General features: G+C 49.7%; 20 protein-coding genes. 13 read left to right on the forward strand and 7 right to left on the reverse strand.

What is annotated here, in order from left to right; translation table 11 throughout:
* Window positions 1-15: 15 nt before the first annotated feature.
* Window positions 16-3,714, reverse strand: a complete 3,699-nt coding sequence (locus H6F90_RS26460) for a response regulator (protein ID WP_190555021.1) — start codon at window positions 3,712-3,714, stop codon at window positions 16-18.
* A gap of 754 nt (window positions 3,715-4,468) precedes the next feature.
* On the opposite strand from H6F90_RS26460, the gene H6F90_RS26465 reads away from it, so the two are divergent.
* Together H6F90_RS26465 and H6F90_RS26470 are read left to right on the forward strand one after the other, a co-directional pair.
* Complete coding sequence (locus H6F90_RS26465) at window positions 4,469-5,092, forward strand: GNAT family N-acetyltransferase (RefSeq protein ID WP_190555022.1); 624 nt, start codon at window positions 4,469-4,471, stop codon at window positions 5,090-5,092.
* Window positions 5,093-5,650: 558 nt separating this feature from the next.
* On the forward strand, window positions 5,651-6,256 hold the full coding sequence (locus H6F90_RS26470; protein WP_190555023.1) for a hypothetical protein: 606 nt from the start codon (window positions 5,651-5,653) through the stop codon (window positions 6,254-6,256).
* Here the strand turns inward: H6F90_RS26470 and H6F90_RS26475 are convergent.
* Together H6F90_RS26475 and H6F90_RS26480 are read right to left on the reverse strand one after the other, a co-directional pair.
* Window positions 6,253-6,906, reverse strand: a complete 654-nt coding sequence (locus tag H6F90_RS26475; protein WP_190555024.1) for a YqiA/YcfP family alpha/beta fold hydrolase — start codon at window positions 6,904-6,906, stop codon at window positions 6,253-6,255. The genes H6F90_RS26470 and H6F90_RS26475 overlap by 4 nt on opposite strands.
* 29 nt (window positions 6,907-6,935) lie before the next feature.
* The gene (locus H6F90_RS26480; RefSeq protein WP_190555025.1) at window positions 6,936-7,076 is read right to left on the reverse strand and encodes a hypothetical protein; all 141 of its coding nucleotides are present in this window, start codon (window positions 7,074-7,076) and stop codon (window positions 6,936-6,938) included.
* Between H6F90_RS26480 and H6F90_RS26485 the strand changes: the two genes are divergently transcribed.
* The 3 genes from H6F90_RS26485 to H6F90_RS26495 all read left to right on the forward strand — a co-directional run bounded on the left by H6F90_RS26485 (window position 7,075) and on the right by H6F90_RS26495 (window position 10,302).
* Window positions 7,075-7,983, forward strand: a complete 909-nt coding sequence (locus H6F90_RS26485) for an SDR family oxidoreductase (RefSeq protein ID WP_190555026.1) — start codon at window positions 7,075-7,077, stop codon at window positions 7,981-7,983. The genes H6F90_RS26480 and H6F90_RS26485 overlap by 2 nt on opposite strands.
* Window positions 7,984-8,102: 119 nt before the next feature.
* Window positions 8,103-9,284, forward strand: coding sequence for a succinate--CoA ligase subunit beta (locus H6F90_RS26490; protein WP_190555027.1), 1,182 nt, complete (start codon window positions 8,103-8,105; stop codon window positions 9,282-9,284).
* 127 nt (window positions 9,285-9,411) lie between these two features.
* Window positions 9,412-10,302, forward strand: a complete 891-nt coding sequence (locus tag H6F90_RS26495; RefSeq protein WP_190555028.1) for a CoA-binding protein — start codon at window positions 9,412-9,414, stop codon at window positions 10,300-10,302.
* A gap of 12 nt (window positions 10,303-10,314) precedes the next feature.
* Here the strand turns inward: H6F90_RS26495 and H6F90_RS26500 are convergent, their stop codons facing one another.
* From H6F90_RS26500 to H6F90_RS26515, 4 genes are all read right to left on the reverse strand, one after another.
* On the reverse strand, window positions 10,315-12,141 hold the full coding sequence (locus H6F90_RS26500; RefSeq protein ID WP_190555029.1) for an ABC transporter permease: 1,827 nt from the start codon (window positions 12,139-12,141) through the stop codon (window positions 10,315-10,317).
* Window positions 12,131-13,696, reverse strand: a complete 1,566-nt coding sequence (locus H6F90_RS26505; RefSeq protein ID WP_190555030.1) for a hypothetical protein — start codon at window positions 13,694-13,696, stop codon at window positions 12,131-12,133. The genes H6F90_RS26500 and H6F90_RS26505 overlap by 11 nt, the downstream gene beginning before the upstream one ends.
* Before the next feature lie 97 nt (window positions 13,697-13,793).
* Window positions 13,794-14,744, reverse strand: coding sequence for an ABC transporter ATP-binding protein (locus H6F90_RS26510; RefSeq protein WP_190434178.1), 951 nt, complete (start codon window positions 14,742-14,744; stop codon window positions 13,794-13,796).
* A gap of 162 nt (window positions 14,745-14,906) precedes the next feature.
* The gene (locus tag H6F90_RS26515; RefSeq protein ID WP_190555031.1) at window positions 14,907-16,154 is read right to left on the reverse strand and encodes a DUF2252 domain-containing protein; all 1,248 of its coding nucleotides are present in this window, start codon (window positions 16,152-16,154) and stop codon (window positions 14,907-14,909) included.
* A 472-nt stretch (window positions 16,155-16,626) separates the two neighbouring features.
* On the opposite strand from H6F90_RS26515, the gene H6F90_RS26520 reads away from it, so the two are divergent.
* The 8 genes from H6F90_RS26520 to psbV2 all read left to right on the forward strand — a co-directional run bounded on the left by H6F90_RS26520 (window position 16,627) and on the right by psbV2 (window position 22,392).
* A complete protein-coding gene (locus tag H6F90_RS26520; RefSeq protein ID WP_190555032.1) occupies window positions 16,627-16,992 on the forward strand; it encodes a CsbD family protein in 366 nt (121 codons plus the stop codon).
* Between the two features lie 156 nt (window positions 16,993-17,148).
* On the forward strand, window positions 17,149-18,240 hold the full coding sequence (gene leuB / locus H6F90_RS26525; protein WP_190555033.1) for a 3-isopropylmalate dehydrogenase: 1,092 nt from the start codon (window positions 17,149-17,151) through the stop codon (window positions 18,238-18,240).
* A gap of 170 nt (window positions 18,241-18,410) precedes the next feature.
* The gene (locus tag H6F90_RS26530; protein WP_190434193.1) at window positions 18,411-18,674 is read left to right on the forward strand and encodes a hypothetical protein; all 264 of its coding nucleotides are present in this window, start codon (window positions 18,411-18,413) and stop codon (window positions 18,672-18,674) included.
* A 109-nt stretch (window positions 18,675-18,783) separates the two neighbouring features.
* Window positions 18,784-19,605: an A24 family peptidase gene (locus tag H6F90_RS26535; RefSeq protein ID WP_190555034.1), complete on the forward strand. Its 822-nt coding sequence runs from the start codon at window positions 18,784-18,786 to the stop codon at window positions 19,603-19,605.
* Window positions 19,606-19,686: 81 nt separating this feature from the next.
* A complete protein-coding gene (locus H6F90_RS26540; protein WP_190434197.1) occupies window positions 19,687-19,905 on the forward strand; it encodes a hypothetical protein in 219 nt (72 codons plus the stop codon).
* 224 nt (window positions 19,906-20,129) lie between these two features.
* Window positions 20,130-21,053 carry an acetyl-CoA carboxylase, carboxyltransferase subunit beta gene (gene accD, locus H6F90_RS26545; RefSeq protein WP_190555035.1) on the forward strand — a complete coding sequence of 308 codons (924 nt, stop codon included), beginning with the start codon at window positions 20,130-20,132 and terminating at the stop codon, window positions 21,051-21,053.
* 214 nt (window positions 21,054-21,267) lie between these two features.
* Window positions 21,268-21,756, forward strand: a complete 489-nt coding sequence (psbV, locus tag H6F90_RS26550) for a photosystem II cytochrome c-550 (protein WP_190434201.1) — start codon at window positions 21,268-21,270, stop codon at window positions 21,754-21,756.
* A gap of 141 nt (window positions 21,757-21,897) precedes the next feature.
* Window positions 21,898-22,392 (forward strand): photosystem II cytochrome PsbV2, encoded by a 495-nt coding sequence (gene psbV2 / locus H6F90_RS26555; RefSeq protein ID WP_190555036.1) that lies wholly within the window; start codon window positions 21,898-21,900, stop codon window positions 22,390-22,392.
* Window positions 22,393-22,451 lie beyond the last annotated feature (59 nt).

A 22,451-nucleotide genomic window follows, 5' to 3' on the forward strand; every position in this document is an offset into this window, starting at 1 on the left:
CTGCGTGTTTCGTCACTACTCCTGCGACTTCGCTTCTGGGTTAAGGGCAAAAGTCAATACCGTTTCATCCACTCCTTTTAACTTGAGCGGGCTGAACTTGGTGATTTCTTCTTCTTCCAAATAATCCGCTACTGCGGCAGAAACCAGAATGCAATTAGGTTCCGCCGCCTCTTGGATGCGCGAAGCAATATTGACACTGGGGCCAATGGCTGTGTAGTCAGCGCGGTCAGCACTACCAAACATACCCACCACAGCGGTTCCTTGATGAATACCACAGCGGAACTGAACTTGACTAATCCCTTGCTCCTGCCAACGCTGGTTGAGTTGATCGAGCGAGCGATACATCTGCCGAGCCGCCGCGATCGCCCGCCGCACTTGCTCGTTGGGGGTTAGTTCCTCAGGAGCCCCAAACAAAGCCAGAATCGCATCTCCCATAAACTTATCTACCGTACCGCCATTGTCAAAAATGGCCTGGGTCATTTCTGCCAGGTACTCATTGAGCAATTCTGCCACGCGGCGCGATCGCAACGTATTCGACAGTTGGGTAAAGCCAATGATGTCGCTAAATAAAACCGTTATAAGGCGCGGTTCAGGCCGTAAATCTAGGGACAAATCCCCTGCTGCGGCTTTCTGCACCATTGTTGGTGGCAAGAACCGTCGTAGGACAGACTCTGTTAGGTAAGTATTCAGCTCTGCTACTCGTCGCTCATTCGCTTTCAATGCGAGCAAGTTCCGCACTTCTGCCAACAACTCTCGATCATTAAAAGGTTTAGACAGATACGCATCTGCACCCCGCTCCGCTCCCTCAATCCGGGTATCTTCATCGACCTTCGCAGTCAGCAGAATAATTGGAGTGCCGCGCAAAGTCTCAGAAGCCCGCAGCATTTGGATCATGTCGAGTCCAGACACCAGCGGCATCATCAGATCGGTCACAATCAAGTCTGGGTGCTGTGCCTGAGCCGCCTTAAAGCCCTCACCCCCATTGCGAGCAGTTAATACTTGGTAGCCCGCTTGCCGCAATACCCTGGAAACATAAGTTCGTAAGTCTGGATTGTCATCTACAACCAGAATCTTACTGAGCGAGGCTACCGCAGTAGCAGTTTTCTCCTGTCCGGGTCTGGCAATTTTACTGACAACTGTATCTAATCCAGTGAGTCCTGATTCTGGTGTAGGTGATGCTTTCTCATCCTTTTCATATCGTTCAGCTTCAATATCAGCCAGTTCGACAGCAGCACGACTCATCTGGGCTTCTGTCGCGACTTCAATCACTTGCTCCGCTGGCAAGTGCGCCAGACCTGTCTGGAGCCAAACAGTAAAAGTCGTGCCTTCGCCATACACAGACTCAACTGAGATCTGTCCTCCGTGCAGCTCAACTAACTCTTTCACCAAGGCAAGGCCCAAACCGCTTCCTTCATAGCTCCGATTCGCAGAGCCCTCAGCTTGTCGGAAGCGCTCGAACAAGTGAGGAATTTGGTCGGTACGAATGCCGATTCCGGTGTCTTTGACCTGCAACAGGCAGTGATCGCCAGCCAATTGCATCGATACTGTGATTCTCCCGCCCGCTGCCGTAAACTTCATGGCATTGGACAAGAGGTTGTAGAGTACCTTGTCAAATTTTTCTAGGTCAAGGTAAATGGCAGGGCAGTCTTTTAGCTCAGTCAGCAGTGTAATTTCTTTCTTATCGCAGTAAGGCTGAAACGACTCCACCACCTGACTAACAAACTCTGTCAGGTCGCAGGGTCGGAAGCTCGGCTGCATTCGCCCAGCATCGAGTCGCTGCAAATCAAGCAATTGATTGACCAACCGCAACAGGCGGCGCGAGTTTCGCAAAGCGATCACTGATTGGTCAGCAGCCAACCCTTCTTTCTGAGCAACTGCCGATTCTAAAGGACCAATCATCAACGTGAGCGGGGTACGAAACTCGTGAGAAATATTTTGAAAGAATTCAGTTTTTTGGCGGTCTAACTCTATGAGCTGCTCCGCTTGCTGCCGAGTTTTTTGGTAAAGGCGGGATTGTTGCACAGCGATCGCAGCTTGTGCTGCCACAGCTTGAGCCAAATCAATCTCTGAAGCTTTCCAGCGGCGAGAATGACGCACTTGGCGCAGAGAAATGCTGCCAATGATCTTGCCATCGGACAGCAAAGGCACTACCAACAGAGCGCGGGCGGGCGATCGCAAAGGTAAATCAACTACGTTCAACTCTGGATGCTGACTCAGATCCTCAGTGGCTACCGGTTTTTGAGTAGTCAACAGATGCTGTAATACTGGATTCCCCTTGATCGGCACCCGGGACTGGGGCAGATGCCGCAGAGTCGCTCCCGCATCTTCTAATCCATCCAGCGATGTTCCACTCCGACGAGTATTTATTTGAGGATGACCCGCTGAAGGTAATTGGGTGGTTTCCAGAAACAAGTGTGAATTCAGCGACGAATTGGTACCAACTGTAGAAGTCGGCAGCAAGCCAACCAAATCTTCGCCTATTGACTCACTCGTCTGCGAGCTGGAGTCATGCAAGCCCACACACTGCACATATTCATCATCTTCCGTCCACAGCGACAGCGCACAGCCATCCACATGCAGGGCTTGACCTAACTGTTGAGTAATCGCAGCAAAAATATCTTGCGGATCTAAGCTAGAACGAATTGCTGAGGTAATCGTATTCACCAACGCCTCTCGCTGGGCCAAAGCCTGGACCTGCTCGTAAGCGCGGGCTTGGGATAAAGCTAGGGCTGCTTGATCCGCCACCACAATTACTAATTGAATTTCGTCATCCTGCCAGACTCGGGGTTCACCACTTTGGTGCAACGCTAGCACCGCCATCAACTCTTGGCGGCAGATCAAAGGTACAACCAGGCTAGAACGAATATCCGCATCACGATAAATCTGCTGACGCAGCTTAAAATCTGGAATCTCCGATTCAGAATCGCTCAGCGTAGCAATATCGTCTAGGATTTTGACTTCCTGAGTTTTCCAGACAGTCTGAGCTAGGTGGCTCCAATCATTAGTACTTGGCTGTGCAGCATCATTGGGCACAGAGATCAGTGTGCCTGCACTACTCTCAGCACCATTATTCTCCAGAGCGTGGTCATTTGAGTGGGTATCGCCATAAAAACGAGCTGCATAAACAAACCACTCATCCTCCATGCGATCGTCTTGAAAGGGGCGTAGAACGCAGCAACTCACTTCAAACATTTGCCCCATCGTATCGACAATCGTCTGCATGATTTGTCGATAATTGAGAGCGCTGCGAATTGTATTCGTAACAGCGTTTAGCAAAGATTCTTGACGTAGCGTTCGACACAATTCTCGGGTGCGAGCTTTAAGCACATTGTGAGTATCAACTGCTTGCCGCACTACACCTTTAAGCTCCTCATCATCCCAAGGCTTAGTGACATATTTAAAGACTTTGCCAGAGTTAATAGCCTCTACCAAATCTTCCACATCCGTATAACCCGTCAAAATGATCCGGATAATATCTGGATATTGCGTGGCTGTGAGGCTCAGAAACTCTGTACCACTCATCAGGGGCATGCGCTGGTCTGAAATGATGACCGCGATATCCCCCTCATTGGCTAGAATATCCAGCGCCAGAGGTGCACTTTCAGCTCTAAGTACCTTGAACTCCCGGTGGAAAGTTCGGTAGAGCAAATCCAAGTTGTCTGGTTCATCATCGACAACCAGAATTTTGGGTTTATTATTTTCTGGTGGTTTCATGCACCGCTCTCCTGCTGTAGAGGCAGTTGGTTCAACAATCGTCGTGCTGGATATGAGTTACTTAAACAGGAAAAACCGAGCTGTGCCAGACTAGCGGCACACCTGAGCGCTCCATCAGTGAGTTGATCGACACCAAGTTGCTGCACTACAGTTAAAGCGATAATTCGTATTTTTCTCCCGCAAACTCTTGGTAGAGATTGCAGACTTGAAGGTTGCTGACGAGATACCCCCATCAAAAGCAGCAGGGCAAAGACCTGCATCACAAACCTAGGTTGCGGTCCTTTGCTACCAGTTCTGAAGAAAAGAGATGTGACGACAGTCCCGATACTCAAAGACGAGAAAATCCAGTTGCTAATCTGTACTGATTTACTAATTCCGTCTGAAATAGGACTCCTCAGAAAAAATCGTGACAATTTTAAGGAGCAAACCTCGATCATGATGGTAGTTAGTACGCGAACGCTCTGCTGTACAACTTGTGCAATCAGAGCTGAGTCTTGCAAGACTATCTAAATATCTAAAGTTAAGGTGCCCAATCTAATTGAGGATTTAGCCAGGCTTAGCTCAAGGTTAATGCACTCCTCATACAATCCTAATACAGTTCCAAAATTGCAAAAATTAACAAGCTAGCTATGGTGCGGAGGGCTCTAGTCTGAATTGCAGCCTTGATAGAACCCTGACCTCGTCTCGGCAAATAATTTAGGATCTTTACTGGCTATGTATCCTGAAAACAGTGAGTTTTCCTTTTTATTCCTCAATGTCTGATGAGCAAACCTCTTCTGAACGACTACTAGACTCGGCCAACTTCAGCATTCGTGTTGCTCAGTTGACAGATTTAGGTGGTCTAGCTGACGTTCTGGCCGATAGTTTCCATCCTCGGTCTGGCCTTATGCATTGGTTGTACCCGCTGCTCCGCCTAGGCATTTATGAAGATTTGCGGAATCGCCTCCGGTCTGCAGTTCCGGATTATGTCTGTTTAGTGGCTGTGCAAACTTCGACCGAGTCGGAGTTGTCCGCTTCAGCGGCGGGTGATGCCTTAATGGGAACGGTGGAGATGGCGCTACGCCCTGCGCACCTGTTCCAGTTTCATCAGACTAAATATCTATATCTTTCCAATTTAGCGGTTCGCTCAGAGTACCGTCGGCAAGGGGTGGCTCATCACTTGTTAACTGCTTGTGAGAGCATTGCCCTAAGTTGGGGCTTTCAAGATATTTATCTCCATGTTTTAGAAAATAATCATCAAGCCAGACGGCTTTATCTCAAAACAGGTTACAAACTGCAACAAGCCGATCCAGGTTGGAGTGCTTGGTTACTAAGGCAGCCACGACGTCTGTTTTTACACAAGCGTCTAACCCCTATATCAGCAGCACAGCTCACATAGGCATGTACTGCTTACTGCAACAAACTAGATTTACAAGATTTCGTTAGTTAGGGCTGGCCACGTTCGAGCGCCTAAGACAACCCTAACTAGCAAAATAAACGTAGTGAATACTAAAAGCATGCAGAACTTGCCTGTTTATTCTGCATTGCTTCTGTAGTTATAAGCAGTCAGCATAATTTTTGCTAAGACAGATTAAATTCCCTAACAAAAGCTGATTTTCTACGACAAGCCATTCAATTTTGTCAGGAAACTTTACTCTTTCTTGATTTAACTTCTGTTTATCTTTATATGCACTTTAAACTATGACCCATCAAACAACTTTTGAGCATCAAGCTACTCCTAAGGATTGATTAGTCTAGGGTTGATTGCATGCCATAGAATATGGGTATGAAGCCAGCATTTGACTCCTGAATGCAAATTAGACAAAATTAACCTCAAGTTATAGCCGACTAACCAAGATTATTTTTAATCGCCATACTTGCCATACTTATGGTTAGTTAGCTAGTCTGTGCTGGGTTCGGGTGCATGCCCACAGGAAGTTACTAGGAGTAAGTCTTGATGGATAGCGAAAGTCAGCAGCGCTACCAGACTGCCTCTTTCGAGGTTGATGTTCCCGTCAACCGTACCTGTGCTGTAGGCAAACACGCAGAAGCTCAAAACATTCAAAGGATGAATATTCCAGATCCCAACCCTTGCCGAGCTGTTGTTGAGCACCCAAGTTCACCTGAATTTATCACTCAACTAAACAGCGGACGGTTGTTGATGGTGAATAGCCGCCGTAGAAATGGTTTAGTTATTTACAAACAATTTCATGCCGAGTTCGCTGGCCCTGGTGCGGCGGTAGGCGGATTCTTTGATGTTAATTGTACAAAAGCAATTGCGGTTGGAGATTTGTCGCTCATAGACCCTAACGCTCATGAAGAACGACAAAAAGCTTATTTAATTCGCCGGCAATGGATTCGGCTAACTCAACAATTTACAGATAATGCGGTGCCCCTCCAGCGGGCACAAATGATTTTGAATCAGTTTGACAATTATTTTGACCCAGATACAGTAGCTCAGTTACCAGATGAAGCATTTGCGCTTTTGGTGGGGGTGCTGCCTCAAACGATTCGGATGGTGCGTCAAGGCTCCACTAATCTCAATGCCAAAACTCGACGCTAGGGCTTGAGTTGGCAAAACCTTTGAATAGCGATCCATATCTGCTCGCTGACGTTGATAAGGGCATGATCGCTCTCTAGCTCTATCATCTCAACCCACGATCGCTGGGCTGCAAACTTTTGACTAGCTTGGATCGGGATCACATCATCGACGCGGCCATGTAAAACCAACGTAGGAATAGGGCGTCGTAGTTGGGCTGTTGGGTATTGGGCCGCATCGCGAATGAATTCATAGTTGAGGGGTAGCGATCGCTCTTCGCCATAGTGGTAGACCGATAAATACTGCTCAGCTTGCCAACGTTCTACTTGAGCGGCTCCTAAGCGCGGTAGCCAGTGGTCTAAAAACTGAAATGCTGGAGCTAGTAAAACCAAGCGTTGAATCTGAGGTTGCCCCTCAGCGGCCCAAGCTGCTGTTAAACCTCCGAAACTAGAGCCAATTAAGGTGACAGGGGTAGAATCTGCCGGAAGTAACGCTGAGACCTGTTGCAGTTGTCTGGTCAGGGTTAAATCGGTAAAGTCTGGTTGATTCAAGTCGGGGATTATTAGCTCAATGCCTAGCGCTTGGAAGCGATCGCGGAGATCTTGGGCTTTCGTAGAACGAGGGCTGGAGGCAAAGCCATGCAGGTAAATGTAATGAGGCGACGCAGCAATCATGCTAGGAAGTGATAGAAGTCTAGCTAAGGTCAGACCTGAGTATGCCAAAATCCCACGTCTGCTAGAGACAAATTTCTGTCAAACATTGCAAAATGGGGCGGCAATCCATTAGACAGCAGCATGGCTGAGCGATCGCCTGCAACCTTTACACCTTGACTGGAGTTGGTCATGTCTTATCCTTGTCCGCTTGCCGAACAAGTCGTTCTGATTACCGGAGCTTCTACCGGAATTGGCGCGGCTTTGGCACGAGTTTTAGCTGCAAAATTTTTCGGTATTCGACTGGTGTTAGCCGCTCGCAGCGCCGAAAAGCTAGAAACTGTCGCTACGGAGTGCCGCAAAGCTGGAGCCGAGGTTTTGGCGGTTCCCACGGATATTGCTCAAATTGAACAAGGACAGGCATTGGCCCAAACAGCGATCGACAAGTTTGGCCGAGTTGATGCTCTAGTCAATAATGCTGGCTATGGTCAGATGGGGCCCCTGGAGATGGTTCCTGCCCCCGCCACTCGTCGCCAGTTTGAGGTCAATTTGCTCGGTCCTTTGGCCTTAACCCAAGCCCTAATTCCGGTCATGCGGCATCAAGGCGGGGGCCGCATCATCAACATCAGCTCTCTCGGCGGGCGCTTGGCGTTTCCCTTTGGCGGTCTCTATAGCGCTTCCAAGTTTGCCCTAGAAGGGTTGAGCGATGCTCTCCGGATGGAACTGGAGCCGTTCAATATTCAAGTCAGTGTGGTGGAGCCTGGACCTGTCAGCACTGACTTTTTTGGTGTGGTGGCGACGGCAGTCGAGGAAGCAGTTCCCGATCCCCAGAACACGCCTTACCGTGCGGCTTTCGAGAAGCTGGAAAAACTAGAGCAACAAACCAGCAGTCGCGCTTGGAGTGCAGAGCGAGTGGCTGACGTAATTATTCAAGCACTGAGCGATCGCCGTCCTCGGCCTCGTTACCTAGCGGCTACGGGTGGGGGCATTTTGCTGTTTCTCATGACCAAACTTTTACCGACTTGGGCTGTCGATAAATTTTGGCAGCGTTTCTACGGCATTGACCGTGTGGCGAAAGACTGGCAGAGTCGGCAGAAATAAGCGAAACTAGCCTTTACCGAGCTGTGTGAAGTAACGAGTCTGCCAGCTCCAGCTCAAACCGAAGTTGCTTCACGCTTTTTAGTGTTTTTCTCCACCGATTACAGGCATTCTCGGCTCTCATGGATTTGCTAGAGTACCAAGCGAAGGAATTATTTCGGGAGATGGGCATCCCTGTCCTGTCCTCCCAACGGATTGACCACCCCAAGGATCTGAAGGGCCTGAAAATTCCTTATCCTGTTGTGCTCAAGTCGCAAGTGCGGGCTGGCGGACGCGGCAAAGCCGGGGGCATCAAGTTCGTGGAAAACACCATTGATGCGATCGCGGCGGCTCAGACCATCTTTAACCTGCCGATCATGGGGGAATACCCTGAAGTTCTGCTGGCCGAAGCTAAATATGACGCCAATCAAGAATTTTATTTAGCAGTTGCTATTGATCCCTCCGCTCGCCGTCCGGTGCTGCTGGGCTCACAGCATGGCGGGGTGCAACTGGAAGTATCCCTAGAGAAAATGCAGCAGGTCATGGTCGATCAAGAATTCTCGCCGTTCTATGCTCGTCGCCTAGCGCTGAAGATGGGACTCCAGGGAGCACTGATTCAATCAATTAGTGCCGTAGTCGAGAAAATGTACCAGCTGTTTGTCCAGAAAGATTTAGATTTGGTAGAAATCAATCCGTTGGGAATCAGCATTAAAGGCGAGGTCATGGCCCTAGATGGCAAAGTCACGGCCAATGATGATGCTCTGCATCGCCATCCCGATCTAGCTCAGCTAGCCGTCAAACGCAGTCAGCGCATGAAGGAGACAGCGGCGCAGTCAGCGGGCCAGTACCGTCGCTTTGCCAAGCTGCCTTTCTTGATCGAGATGGAGGGTAATATTGGCATTCTCTGCAATGGCGCAGGTCTGACCATGACGACTCTAGACTTGGTGCATCAAGCGGGAGGTAAGCCCGCCAATTTACTCAACATTGGTCGAGATTTCTATAGCGATCGCATGCCCGCCGCTTTGCCAGAACGCATTGAGCAAGGATTAGAGCTGATCCTTCGAGACAAAAGCGCCAGAGTAGTTTTGGTCAATCTACTAGGCAATATTGTTTCCTGTGACGAAATTGCTCAAACCATCACGACCTACATGCAGAACAAAAACTGGGCGGGGCGGATACCACGGTTGATTGTGCGCTTGGTCGGGCCAGATTTTGAAGCTGCGAAAGAACGATTGGCCGCTCAACAAATTACCCTTACAGAGAGCCTAGACGAAGCGATCGCTCAGGTCGTCTCCTCATCTAGGTCTAATGCTAAACAAGCCTAAGCTCCCTTTAACCAATTGCGAATTGAATGTAACTGCTGGTCTTCTGACCCCATACAATCAAAGTAGATCAGCACTTGGGGCAGGTGCTATATCTGGGGATCAGCTTCGTTCCAGTAGGTAGAAAGATATGAACTTTAATCCAGACAGCAAAGTCCTGGTTCAAGGCATTACAGAACCACTGGGCAAGCTATACACCCCTCTGATGAAGGCTTACGGCACCAACATTGTGGCAGGAATCAGCCCTGGCTATGGCGGACAGCAGCTTGAGGACATCCCCATTTTTAATATGGTGGAGCAGGCGCTACCCACAGTCGGGCCAGTCGATACCACCATTTTGTTTGTCTCGCCCTATCTCATCCTAGACGCAGCTCTAGAAGCGATCGCTGCTGGCATTCGACAGATCATTATTGTGACTGAGGGGATGCCACCCTTGGATATGGTGCATCTGACTCGCAAGGCAGAAGCGACAGACACTCTGATTGTGGGGCCGAATTGCCCTGGCATAATCGTACCGGGGCAGAACGTGTTGCTAGGAACTCATCCAGCGGAATTCTACACCCCTGGGCCAGTCGGTCTGATTAGTCGCAGCGGCACGCTCACTTATGAAATTGCCTTAGAACTTACCCGCTCAGGTTTGGGGCAATCTATTGGCGTGGGCATTGGAGGAGATAGCATTGTCGGCTCCTCGTTTCCCCAATGGTTGCAAAGCTTGGACGAGGACGACACGACCGAAGTTATTGTTTTGGTGGGAGAGATTGGGGGAGACAGCGAGGAAGTTGCCGCTCGTTATATTGCGGAAGTGATTGATAAACCAGTGATTGCTTACCTTGCGGGCCGTACCGTTCCTAAGGGCAAACACATGGGACATGCGGGAGCGATTATTGCAGCCCAAGTAGCTGAGTTGGGCACCGAAATCGGGACGGCTGAAAGTAAGATTGCCGCCTTTAAGCGGGCCAATATTCCTGTTGCAGAGCGCCCTTCTCAAATTCCAGCTTTGGTGAAAAAGGCGCTCCGCTAGGGATAGTTTTAGTTAGGTTCTCCCGGACAAGTGGGGGCGATCCAGAGGGCGATCGCTCAGCAAAGCCTTGGAAGCCGACTCCCCAATCTGTCGCACTTGCCGCGTCAAGTTCAAACTCAATAAGCTCACAATGCTTAACTGGCCTAGCCAACTCAGCACAATTTCATGAGCGGTAGCCTCATGGATAGCAGCGAAGGGAACCGCCGAGAACAGCCACAGCCCAGCCGCTTTGTCAGGACCGAGGGACAAAATGGCAAAGACTAGAACTGGTAATACTACTGCTGCACTCACTGACCCAAAAGCCCAGAAACCCCGCTTGGGGCTAGGCAGGAGTAGTAAGACTTGTGCTAGCACTGCGTAGACAGCCAGCACGCTAAAACCCAGCACTAGTCCTGCGATCGCTCTTTCTCGGGTTGCGACCGGAGGCCAAGAAAGCACCCAAAGCAGCAGCATGATAGAGGCAATGCCTAGATTATTGGCGATCGCCAATACCGCAGGACTTTTCTCATTCCACAGTAAGTCGGCAATCAGAGCCCTGGACCAAAAATGTTTACGACTTGTAACTCTCTCATGCCGATACCTGGCCCAGTCCTGAACTGCTTGTCGATGGGGTAGCAAAGCAGCGATCAGGCCCAGAAAGAACACCAGATTTAGCAATAGGGCAAAATCTAAGTTTTGCGATAGCAAGTGTAGAAAATGCTGGAATGAAGCTGACTCTTGACCCGCAGGAACAATCTCGTTTGGCATTTGTTCCAGAGATTTCTGGGTCTGTACTGCCAGACCTAAAACCAAAGTTTCAAAGCAAAGCGTCAAACCATAACTTTGCTGTTTGCTGAAAAGCGGAATATTAGCGTTACGAAAGCGGCGACCTAGGGCTTGCCAAGCCCAAAAACTGTAGAACCCATAATTTAGCAATGTAAAGCCCAGAGCCGCAAACAAACTGCTACCGACAGGCAAGTGGAACCATTGTAGGTGCTGGAGCCTTTCCTGATACAAAAGGGATTTCTCTAAAAGCTCCATAGGCATTATTTGCTCTAATACCAAACCAGGCGTGAGCCCCCTTAGTAAATCGCCCGGAGAGTTGTTAACCCTTTGGCTGAGAGAACAAACAAATAGGAACAGTAGACCTCCGCTACCTAACCAAGCTTGAAAACCACCTAACCAAGTCCCTGTCAAGCCAATCAGTAGCGCGACACTATAAAAACAAACACAGCTGGCTAAGACTGCTCCATAAAATATGAACATGGCAGTTAGGGAAATTCCCGCTGCATTACCCAACCATAGATGTAATGGCACTGCTAGCAGAGTCGCCCAATACAGCAAAATTGGTACTCCCAGCATCTTGCCAACTAACAGACCGCCCGCTGACTGAGGGGTCAAACGCAGAAAGTTAAGGGTACCCCGTCGCTCCTCGCGATCGAGATCGCTTACTAGCAGATAAGTACCCACTACGGGTAGCATCACCATGCCAATCATGCTTAGGGTGATAAAGGCATCCAGGGACCATAGGGGCCAATCGACTAAAATATGGCCCAAGGCATTAGTTAGGCAACGACGTGCATGATCTGATCCAACCCCCGTACAGTATTGATGACTAGAAGTTAGGGTTGGCAGCTGTCCCCACACGTACAGCAGAAAAACTAGTTGTACCCCGACCGAAATCACGATCGTGAGTAGTAAATTGCGCGGCTTTAAGCGACCCTTGAGTTCTCGAAATAGTTGCGGGTTCCAATCCCCCAGACGGTCCAAGCCAACTTGTAGCATGGCGATTTTCTCCTGGTAATGATTTTGGTCATCAAAGCTCAGTGAAGGGCGATCGCTAATCTGGCTAATCTGCACCTCGCGGTCTCACCCGGAAAGCGGTATCTCTTCCAGGGAGCAAAGCTTTTGTTTCGGAGGCACCCAGTTGCGTCAGTTTTTGCGTGAAGCGGAAGGTCAGCAGCCCCAGCAAACCCAAATGCCCTAACAAACTCAAGGCGATCGCGGTTGCAGAAACATTGTCTAAGACCAGCCAGAGCAAAGGAGAAAAGAGCATGAGTTCTTTGGCGTGGGTGGGCTCTCCTTGAGCGGCCAAAACCAAGAGCAGTGGTGGCAATAAAGCAACTCCACCAATGGCTACTGCAACTTGCAAAGTATGTTGCCGTGACTTGGCTAAAGTGGCAAACTGAGCGATCGCGACGTAGATTGCCAGCAAGGTAAAACTGAGGAGCAAGCCTGCGAACAATCGAAGTTTTGGTGCCTCGCCAGACACCACAAAGACCCAAGTACCCAGGATTGCAGCCACAAGGCCGAAGTTGAGCAACATCGCCACCAGCACAGGGCTTTTGTCACCCCCAATCAAATCTGAGATCAGAGAACGTTGTCTTGCTCCTGAAGCCATGTCAGTCATGGCGTGGCGATACCGAGCCCAATCTAGCAAGGCTTGCCGCTGAGATGAGAGGAGCAACATTAAAACTCCAAACCAAATCAGGTTGACCAGGCTGAAGCAGAGTAGAACGCTAAACCAGTCAGATGTAGCGTTCAAGGAAACGGAACTTTGAACCAAAAACCCTAGCAGCAACAGCTCTACATGAGCGGTCATTAAGTAGCTGTAGTGCTTACTCAGTAAAGCTCCTGTCGGAGAACGAAAACAGCGGTTGAGGATATGCCAAACCCAGTAAATCCCTAAGCCCGCATTGAGCAAGGTAAAGCTATGGGCGATCGCTGGACTGCCTCCAATCGGCAAAAAGAACCATTGCAAGTCATTGGCACCCCCTGTATCCAGCCCTGACAGCCAGACACTCCAGACGGTGAGCTGATTCCAATTCATGTAGATCGGCAAAAAGGCTAGTCCTACCAACAATGCAGTTACTAGAGCCGAAGTACTGCCCAAGGAGTTTGCCTGTCCTGCTGAAAATCGCCCGATAAAGGCAGACAACAGCGCCAAGCTAAAGATGAAAGCGCAAGCGACCCCTAAAAGACCATAGAAACTAACCAGAAAGCTGAGAGACACGTTGGCCGCTAAGGTAGACCAAATATGCATCGGTACTAGCAATGCTGCACCGAGGTACACCAGAACGGGTACTCCCAGCAACTTGCCTAGCAGAATACTTTGGCTAGTTTGCGGACTCAAGCGAATAAAATTCAACGTGCCTCGTCGTTCTTCTTGCTCTAAATCGGTCATCAGCAAGACGGTACCCAGGACAAATAGCATCATGGGTAGCAGCCAATTCAGAATACGGAAGACAGGAACAGGATCGCTCCCACTCTCAAACACCAAACTCCCTAGCAAAAACTGCAACAGCAGAGCTGCCAAAGTGACTAAGAAAGCGCTTTGCCGCGTTAAACGGCCTTTCAGTTCTCGAAACAATTGTGGGTTCCAATCTCCCACCCTATCCAACCATTTAGCTGTCATTAGCCCCTGTCTCCCTTTCATCCTTCACTTTCACGTCTACCCTTTATCCTTCCTCCCATCCCTCGGGAACGCCAAAGGCGGAGGGATGTACGCCTTCCTAGGACGCTTGTTTGTGCCCCAGCTTGAGGAAAATTGTTTCCAAATCTTCTTGAGTGCAGTGAAATTCAGTTAAAGGAATTCCGGCAGCAACCAGCGATCGCAGTAACACTGCACTTTCTTCAGCCCCACCCGAAAACTGCACCCGTACTTGCTGAGTTCCGGGTACGATTTCGTAACCTTCTACCGAGGAGTGATTTCTCAACTCCGCCTGCAACGCATCTAAACTGCCCAGCGTCGCTACCACAATTTGCTGCCGACTGAGGCGACGATATAGGTCTTTGAGAGAAGCGCTTTCGACCAAATAGCCCAGCTCCATGATGCCGACCGAGGTGCAAAGCTCGGCCAAGTCGCTGAGGACGTGTGACGAAATCAAAATTGTCATACCCGCTTCGCGCAAAACCTTGATGATTTCGCGAAACTGCATCCGGGCGATCGGGTCAAGACCTGAGACAGGTTCATCCAAGAGCAGCAGAATTGGCTCATGAATAATCGTGCGTGCGAGACTGAGTCGCTGCTTCATGCCGCGAGACAGGGTGGCGATCGCACTATTTCTTTTGTGGCTCAGTTGCACCAGTTCCAGCACATCTCGCAAACGCCGAGTCCGCCGGGGTTCTTGCAAGCGGTAGAGCCGCGCAAAGTAGTCTAGGTAGTCCCAAACAGTGAGGTCATCGTAGAGAGGAAAGTCGTCGGGTAAGTAACCCAGTCTTCGCTTCAGATTGGGGTTGCTGTGGTCTCGCAACAAGCGATCGCCGTTGATAAAAATTTCGCCTGTGGTTGGTTCTTCTGCCGCCGCCAACATGCGAATTAACGTAGTTTTTCCCGCCCCATTGGGGCCAATTAGCCCGTAAACTTCCCCCGTTGCAATTTCTAAATCTAAATCGTGAACCGCAAGGTGACGGTCGAACTGCTTAGTCAGCCCACGAGTCCGAACTGCTAATTCTTTTGCCATAGGTGCTGAGGAGCGATGCAAGTTAACAGCAAGGCTAGCCTTTCACCGATTGCTTTGGCATCTGGTTTATAGAATTGAAACAACTGGCACAATCAGCTTCTTCGTAGTGCCTAATAGCAACGTTATTTCTATGTTTAAAAAATATTCAGTTGCGATCACAAATCAGGTGGATGCAGGGGCAACTGGCACTGCTTCTAAATGAGGTTGCTCGACTGAACCATCCTTGAGGGCTTCACGAAACTCACGCCAATCTCTCTCCACCTGCTGACTGTAATGTTGGGCATAGTCCAGCGCTGTGGTTTGCCAAGTGGGTTGTTGAGCAAAGTCGATCAGCTCATCCGCGATCGCTGAGCCTTGCCGCCCGCCGCTGCGCAACTGCGCCCAAGCAACCACCTCTCCCATCGTCGCGATCACCTTTTCTAAACGCTTCAGTCTGCCGCGATTCGCTTCTAGATTGACTCGACTTTCAAAAGGTTGCAGTTCGGTCAAAACAAAGGATTTGTTGTCCTGAGTCACTGCTTTGAGTAGGGCAGGCGGACAAGCCTGAACTCGTTTGTGAACAGCCACGATCCGCTCTGCTTCGTTGGGCCATTGCGGTTGAGCCACTGTCAGGTAAGGTTGCAAGGCGGAGGAGTGAGCTTGCTTGAGATCGAGCAGGTAGTTGCCGTTAGGCGAGCCATGCCCCACCACTAGCAAGATGTAGCGCTCTATCCCCAAGCTGCCAGTGCCCGCTGCTCGCTGAGCCACATCCAGCAGCTTAAAAAACTTAGGTTTGGTTTGCTGCGCTCTAAATTTCTCAATCAAAGCGGTGATTTTTTTGCGCTCAGCAGCTTCAATTGGCAAGGCTCGTTTGCCATCTAAGCGAATGCGGCGAGTATTGCCCTTGATCTCAGTCCGGTTGTTCAAAAAATCTGGGCGTTGGCGCTGCTTGAGCTGACTCAAAAGTTCTTGTACTAAGCCAGTCGCGGTGCTGCGTTCAATCCAGCCTGCTTTGCCAGTCGCAAGTGCCTGCTTATAGTGGGCGAGAAAAGATTGGGCCAAAGCGATCGCGTCTGTGTGTCCTAAACCTAGGGTGTTGGCTCCGACAAAAATGCTAGTGAGAAAACGAGTAACATCCCAAGTACAGGGAGCCAGCACAGCTTCATCAAAATCGTTTAGGTCAAAGTAGGTTAAGCGGTTATCACCCTTGAACGTGCCAAAGTTTTCTAGATGTAGGTCGCCACAAATCCAACTCAGAGGCGCTTGATTTAGAGCCGATGTACTGGGCCAATCTTGATAAAACAGATGGCAAGTTCCGCGCAAAAAGACAAACGGACTTCGTTGCATCGCCTTGTATTTGCGGTGCAGAAGTTGGGGGTCGCGACCTTGATTAAATTGCTGAATGCGCTCGACTAGGGGGGCACGGGTCATAGGCGATCGCTGCAAGCCATTGCCGTACTCTACAGCGTCATCCTAACAACAAATCAGCAGAAATCCTAAAACATTGGGTGGTTCGTTGATGGCTGAATTAGCTGGAAAGACTGGCGATTTCAACTGGAACTAATCTCAGGTTCAGATAGCCACAGCGTCTTCATCGGGACTTACGAAACACTCGCATCCTAGACCAATTAGCCTTCCGAGTACTCCAATCGGAACCGCCGAGAGAAATGCAAGCTGAACATGATGGCGGACAAGAGAATTTTCCTGTGTCTCTACAGCAGGCCTGTTGGATCTCTCCATTAAATTGCGTCTCTGGTCCTTCAAATCCTGTTCTAAGCAGGTTATCACCCGTGTTTTAACCATTGGCTTATCCCTTACGAAAGAGGGTTAGACGCAGAATTTTCGATAGGTTGAAGTCGTCATATTTTCGTGGCAAAAAACAAATTTTTTAGAGGAGATTGAAGTGAATTTACTTCAGCAAATTCGTCGAGTTCTGACCACTGTTGTCTTAGGATTGGTGCTGACCTTGGCTAATGTAGCCTTGGCTCAGCCTAGCTTGGCTGCTTCTAGCCAGGGTGGTAATGAAGTAGGCCAAGAAGTAACAGGATTTGTCCAAAGCCTACAGGGCAAAACCCAGGAAATTAAAGGTAATTTGACAGGCGATCGCGAAGACCAAATTCGTGGCAAAGTTCGCCAAGCCGAAGGCAACATCCGCCTGAGCCAACCTAATTCTGATGTAGGGGCTAAAACTCAAAAAGCAGAGCAAGATATCCGCGCTCGCCAAGCTCGTCCTGAATCCGCAGGCAATTTGCACAACGTCGTGCAGTAGTCGCTAATTCTTGATTTAGCCTTGTTACCCGTAAAGACTAGTGATGACCCTAGTTTTTGCGGGTTTTCTGTTTCCGATGCGCCCTACTGGTTGGTGCCCTTGCCAGGTATGATAAATACCCTGTGAGTACTTCCACCGTTCCCTTTGAGTTGACCTATGGCACAGCAGTACCGAATTACCCTTCTACCTGGCGATGGCATCGGCCCTGAAATCATGGCAGTGTCGGTAGACGTGCTGAAGGTTGTAGGCCAGCAACTCAATCTAGAATTTGATTTTCAATCGGCATTGATTGGGGGAGCCGCGATCGATGCTACAGGTGAACCGCTGCCTGAAGAAACTCTAGAAACCTGCCGTAACAGCGATGCTGTCTTGTTAGCCGCGATCGGGGGCTATAAGTGGGACACCCTACCGCGTCACCTGCGCCCCGAAACTGGGCTACTGGGACTCCGCTCAGGTCTAGAACTCTTTGCCAACTTGCGTCCTGCCAAAATTTTGCCTCAATTGATTGATGCTTCTAGCCTGAAGCGTGAAGTCGTGGAAGGTATCGACATCATGGTGGTGCGAGAGCTGACAGGCGGTGTTTACTTTGGTCAGCCCAAAGGTATCTTCGCAACCGAATCGGGTGAGAAGCGCGGTGTCAACACAATGGCTTACACAGAATCAGAAATCGATCGCATTGCCAAAGTAGGGTTTGAAACGGCTCAGAAGCGGGGCAAGAAACTGTGCTCTGTCGATAAAGCCAATGTGCTGGATGTGTCGCAGTTGTGGCGCGATCGCGTGACGCAGCTAGCTTCTGAGTACTCAGATGTAGAGCTTTCCCACATGTACGTAGACAACGCGGCGATGCAGTTGGTGCGTTGGCCTAAGCAATTTGACACCATTCTCACCAGCAACTTGTTTGGCGATATTTTGTCCGACGCTGCTGCTATGCTGACCGGAAGTATCGGCATGCTCCCCTCGGCTAGCTTGGGAGCTTCTGGCCCTGGTGTTTATGAGCCAGTTCATGGCTCCGCACCCGATATTGCGGGGCAAGACAAAGCTAACCCGATCGCGCAAGTGCTCAGTGCAGCTATGATGCTACGCTACGGACTGAATCAACCGGAGGCAGGCGATCGCATTGAGCAAGCGGTGATGCAGGTGCTCGACCAAGGATACCGCACCGGAGACATCATGTCTGAAGGCAACACTCTAGTCGGTTGCCGAGCGATGGGAGATGCTTTGATTCAAGCACTGGAGAAGGCTCAGTAGTGGTGGTTAGCAATTAGCGATTAGCAGTGGGTAATTAGCTAAAAACTAATCGCTAAAAGTTAAAGCTAAAAACCGATCGCGAATCGCCAAAAACCAACAATTTTCTCTTCCACTCTTGCTGTAATCACCCAAATCGACTAAAGTCGAGCGTAAAAATTAGGGATAGGTTTGTGGTATACGTTTCCCAACAACGACCCGAAAATAGGATAGAAGATGTGGAGTTTCCCGTCTTTGTGGACCCAGCAATTATTAGAGCTGCGCGGCAAATTTATCGGACTTACTACGAAGTACACCCCGAACTGACGCAACCTCCTCTTGGAGTCGCGATCGATCGCTACACCCATCGGGGCAAACTGATCTTCTCTGGCAGGCCCGTTTTACTTCCCCAAGAGTGTTTCGTGCCGTTCAATCAAATTGAGTCAGAACTTTATTAACGCTGAATGAGTGCTGGCAGTTTGGAGCCACTAGAGCCTCTAAGTGCCCTAATGTTCAGTAACCTGACCATAACCGTTCGGCCACTACTGCCAAACTAAAGCCTTGGTTATGGACACCCTGTTTACCGTTCTCACCGCTCTGATTGCCTTTACCCTCGGTGCCTCTATCGGCAGTTTTCTGAATGTCGTGGTCTATCGCTTACCCGCAGGCTTATCCGTTCTTTGGCCACCTTCACGCTGCCCCCAATGTTCGCACCGCTTAGGTAAGCAAGACAATGTCCCAGTTTTAGGCTGGCTGTGGCTACGGGGACGTTGCCGTTATTGCAAAAGCCCTATCTCTATTCGGTACCCGTTGGTAGAAGCCGCAACGGGTGCTCTCTTTGTGCTAGTGTTTCTAATCTTTGGCTTTTCCGTCCAAACTTTGGGCTACTGGACTTTTGTTAGTTGGTTGCTAGCCCTATCCCTGATTGACTTGGATACGATGACCCTGCCAGAACCGCTGACTCGATCTGGTTTGTTGGTGGGCTTAGGTTTCCAAGTTGCTGTTGGGTCGGTACTGAGTTTTAGCGTCACTCCAGTCGTCAACCAACTAATGGTAGGGGTGATTGGTGCCGTTTTGGGTCTGTGGCTACTCAACCTCATTACTCTGGCTGGTTCGGTCGCATTGGGACAAGAAGCAATGGGAGCAGGCGATGCCAAACTAGCTGCCATGATGGGCGCTTGGCTCGGTTGGAAATATCTGCTGCTAGCAGGATTTGTCGCCTGTGGAGTCGGTGCTTTTGTTGGAGGCGGGGCGATCGCTTTTGGCTGGCTGGGTCGGCGTCAACAAATGCCGTTTGGACCCTTCCTGGCGTTAGGAGCTGTAATTGCAGCGTTATGGGGCGAAGCCATTATCTCAGGCTACTTACAGCTATTTTTTCCGGCTCTATAAGTAGCGATCGCCGATAAGCCCTAAACTCTTCACTTCCTTAATCTTTTGATAAAATTCCCATATTTTTGATACAATCCCTCCGTGTCATGGATCACATTACGAACGACGAGTACCCGTTGGGAAGCGGAAATTATGCAGCAGGTTTTGGCTGCTCATCAAATTCCAGCTCGGGTGCTTGACTTAGGTGTAGCGCCTTATTTGGGGCTAGGAAGTCCTGCTGCTTTACAAGTGCGTGTCGAAGACCAATGGACAGCTCTACTCCTCATTAGCCCTGTGGAGGAAGAGCAAACAGAGGGATAACAAAAGCGGGTGAACCAAATTCACATCAACTCGTTAGCAACTCACAAGAAAACTTTCGGTCTACAGTAATTGCTGTAGCAAAATTTTTACTGGAGTATCAAAGCTGTTTTGATCAAGACTGACTAGGCCATTCTGGCTAGGTCATTAAAGCTTAAATTCAGGATTTTGCCTGCTTGGGGCTGATTGGAATAGAAATAACAAAATAAAAGGAATCAATCGCTTTCATGTCTCTATTTGATTGGTTTGCAAATCGACGAAAGGCAGAGCCGACCAGCAAGGAACGGCAAGAACGAGAAATTGCAGATGGTCTATGGACTAAGTGTGAGTCGTGCGGCGCTCTGACCTACACCAAAGACCTGCGGGCAAATCAGATGGTTTGCTTAGAGTGCAATCACCACATTCGAGTCTTCAGTGACGAGCGCGTCCGCCAGCTCATTGATGCCAACACTTGGCTAGCTTTGGACACGGCGATTCGTCCGATCGACCCGCTGAAGTTTCGCGATCGCAAGGGCTATGGCGATCGCATCCGAGAAATGCAAGACAAAACAGGTTTGCCTGACGGTGTCCAAACAGGGCTGGGCCAACTAGAAGGCTTGCCCGTGGCGCTGGGGGTCATGGACTTCCGATTTATGGGTGGCAGCATGGGTTCAGTCGTGGGCGAGAAATTTACCCGCCTCATTGAACGAGCGACTCGTGAGCGGTTGCCAGTCATGCTTGTGTGCGCTTCTGGCGGAGCTCGGATGCAAGAGGGCATGCTCAGCTTGATGCAGATGGCTAAAATCTCTGGAGCTTTAGAACGGCATCGAGAGGCGCGGCTCCTTTACATTCCCATCTTGACCCACCCCACGACAGGCGGTGTGACTGCTAGCTTTGCCATGCTCGGTGACATTATTCTGGCAGAGCCAAAAGCCACCATTGGTTTTGCGGGTAGACGGGTGGTTGAGCAAACGCTGCGAGAGAAACTACCTGAGAACTTCCAAACCGCTGAATATCTGCTGGAACATGGCTTTGTAGATGCGATCGTTCCTCGGACGCAACTGAAGAAGACCCTAGCGCAACTGATTCGCTTGCACCAGCCTGTCCCGGCGGCCTCGCACTTTGTGCATTTGCCGGAAGCTGTTTCTCTCAGTCCTGCAAACCCCTTGTAGAAACTCAACGAGTCGTTCTATTGGGAAAGGGCCCCCTCAGTGGCATGATATTGATATTAGAAAGGCTCAATCCTGACCTTTGCAGGACCTCACTTCCAGGGCTGTTTTTGGGCCTTGACATGAGGATGGGGTTCCCAAAAATGAGGAGCAATGGGTTGAGCCAACCTGTGTTGAGGATTGAATATCTGCTAACTGAGCCACATTAAGGAGAACCATGCTTAAAAGATACATCTGGCTTGCTGTGGCCACTGTATTTTTCGCCTTCCAAACCTTTATCGGCAGTGCTAATGCAGTTGAACTAGATGCAGCTACCCGCACTGTCCCAAGTAGCGAAGGTCAAAATGTTGTTTTGAGCTTGAAGCAAGTTCAAGAAGGCAAACGCTTATTTAACTACGCTTGTGGCCAATGTCACGTAGGCGGTGGCACCAAGACTGACCCTAACGTGGGTCTGGAGCCAGAAGCCCTAGCTTTAGCAACTCCACCTCGCACCAACATTGAGGCCTTGGTGGATTACATGCACAATCCCACCACCTATGATGGGGCTGAATCTATTGCTGAGTTGCATCCCAGCACTCAAAGCACCGACATCTTCCCCAAGATGAGAAACCTAACCGAAGAGGATCTCGTGGCGATCGCAGGTCATATTCTGCTACAGCCTAAGATCGTTGGCCAGAAGTGGGGCGGCGGCAAAATTTATTATTAAGGCCTGCCAAATTAAGGAAATCGTCTTTGGCAGAAACTGGAGCCTTTCCACTTGAGCCCAACTCGCTACTAACGATTTTGAGCTAAAGAGTTTCTGCCATCTGCTGATTCACTTGCTGACCCACTAAAGGTTGCTCATGTCATGCGACGCCTACGCTTTTCAGTTCCCCCTTTACTCGCAACTTTGGTTGTTTGGCTAGGTATGCTGTTATTCAGTAGCCCCACGCAAGCAGCCACCGAGCCTTATATCACTCAGTATTTGCGAGTAACTGAGCCTGTAGCCGTGGAGTTGGATGGGCAAGGTCAAACACGTTGGTTTGCACCAGACGACTTTGTAGTGGGCAAGCATTTATTTGAAAACAACTGTAAGAACTGTCATTTGGGCGGCACTACCTTGCCTAATCCTCCGGTGTCTTTATCACTAGCTGCTTTGCAGGGAGCAGTTCCCCAGCGAGATAACATCAATAATTTGGTTGATTATTTGCGCCAACCAATGACCTATGATGGCACCGAGGAAAATTACGTCTGTCGCCAGGTACCCGAAAGCTGGTTACCTCAAGAACAAGTCGAAAAATTGGCTGCGTTTGTTCTCAGAGCGGCTCAGAAAGCGCCCGGTTGGGGTACTAGTGATTTTTGAGCTAAAGTTCAAATGCTTTGCGAATTTGCAAGCCATGAATGGGTAGATGTCCGTCCTCA

Origin of the sequence: Trichocoleus sp. FACHB-591, from assembly GCF_014695845.1 — a bacterium.
Lineage (GTDB): Bacteria > Cyanobacteriota > Cyanobacteriia > FACHB-46 > FACHB-46 > Trichocoleus.

Coding starts and splice junctions, on each gene's coding strand:
- H6F90_RS26485 (WP_190555026.1), top strand. CDS start 7,075: ATGTCTTATCCTTGTCCGCTTGCCGAACAAGTCGTTCTGATTACCGGA.
- H6F90_RS26505 (WP_190555030.1), bottom strand. CDS start 13,696: ATGACAGCTAAATGGTTGGATAGGGTGGGAGATTGGAACCCACAATTG.
- H6F90_RS26510 (WP_190434178.1), bottom strand. CDS start 14,744: ATGGCAAAAGAATTAGCAGTTCGGACTCGTGGGCTGACTAAGCAGTTC.
- H6F90_RS26480 (WP_190555025.1), bottom strand. CDS start 7,076: ATGACCAACTCCAGTCAAGGTGTAAAGGTTGCAGGCGATCGCTCAGCC.
- H6F90_RS26475 (WP_190555024.1), bottom strand. CDS start 6,906: ATGATTGCTGCGTCGCCTCATTACATTTACCTGCATGGCTTTGCCTCC.
- psbV2 (WP_190555036.1), top strand. CDS start 21,898: ATGCGACGCCTACGCTTTTCAGTTCCCCCTTTACTCGCAACTTTGGTT.
- leuB (WP_190555033.1), top strand. CDS start 17,149: ATGGCACAGCAGTACCGAATTACCCTTCTACCTGGCGATGGCATCGGC.
- H6F90_RS26495 (WP_190555028.1), top strand. CDS start 9,412: ATGAACTTTAATCCAGACAGCAAAGTCCTGGTTCAAGGCATTACAGAA.
- accD (WP_190555035.1), top strand. CDS start 20,130: ATGTCTCTATTTGATTGGTTTGCAAATCGACGAAAGGCAGAGCCGACC.
- H6F90_RS26460 (WP_190555021.1), bottom strand. CDS start 3,714: ATGAAACCACCAGAAAATAATAAACCCAAAATTCTGGTTGTCGATGAT.
- H6F90_RS26515 (WP_190555031.1), bottom strand. CDS start 16,154: ATGACCCGTGCCCCCCTAGTCGAGCGCATTCAGCAATTTAATCAAGGT.
- H6F90_RS26470 (WP_190555023.1), top strand. CDS start 5,651: ATGGATAGCGAAAGTCAGCAGCGCTACCAGACTGCCTCTTTCGAGGTT.
- H6F90_RS26465 (WP_190555022.1), top strand. CDS start 4,469: ATGTCTGATGAGCAAACCTCTTCTGAACGACTACTAGACTCGGCCAAC.
- H6F90_RS26490 (WP_190555027.1), top strand. CDS start 8,103: ATGGATTTGCTAGAGTACCAAGCGAAGGAATTATTTCGGGAGATGGGC.
- psbV (WP_190434201.1), top strand. CDS start 21,268: ATGCTTAAAAGATACATCTGGCTTGCTGTGGCCACTGTATTTTTCGCC.
- H6F90_RS26535 (WP_190555034.1), top strand. CDS start 18,784: ATGGACACCCTGTTTACCGTTCTCACCGCTCTGATTGCCTTTACCCTC.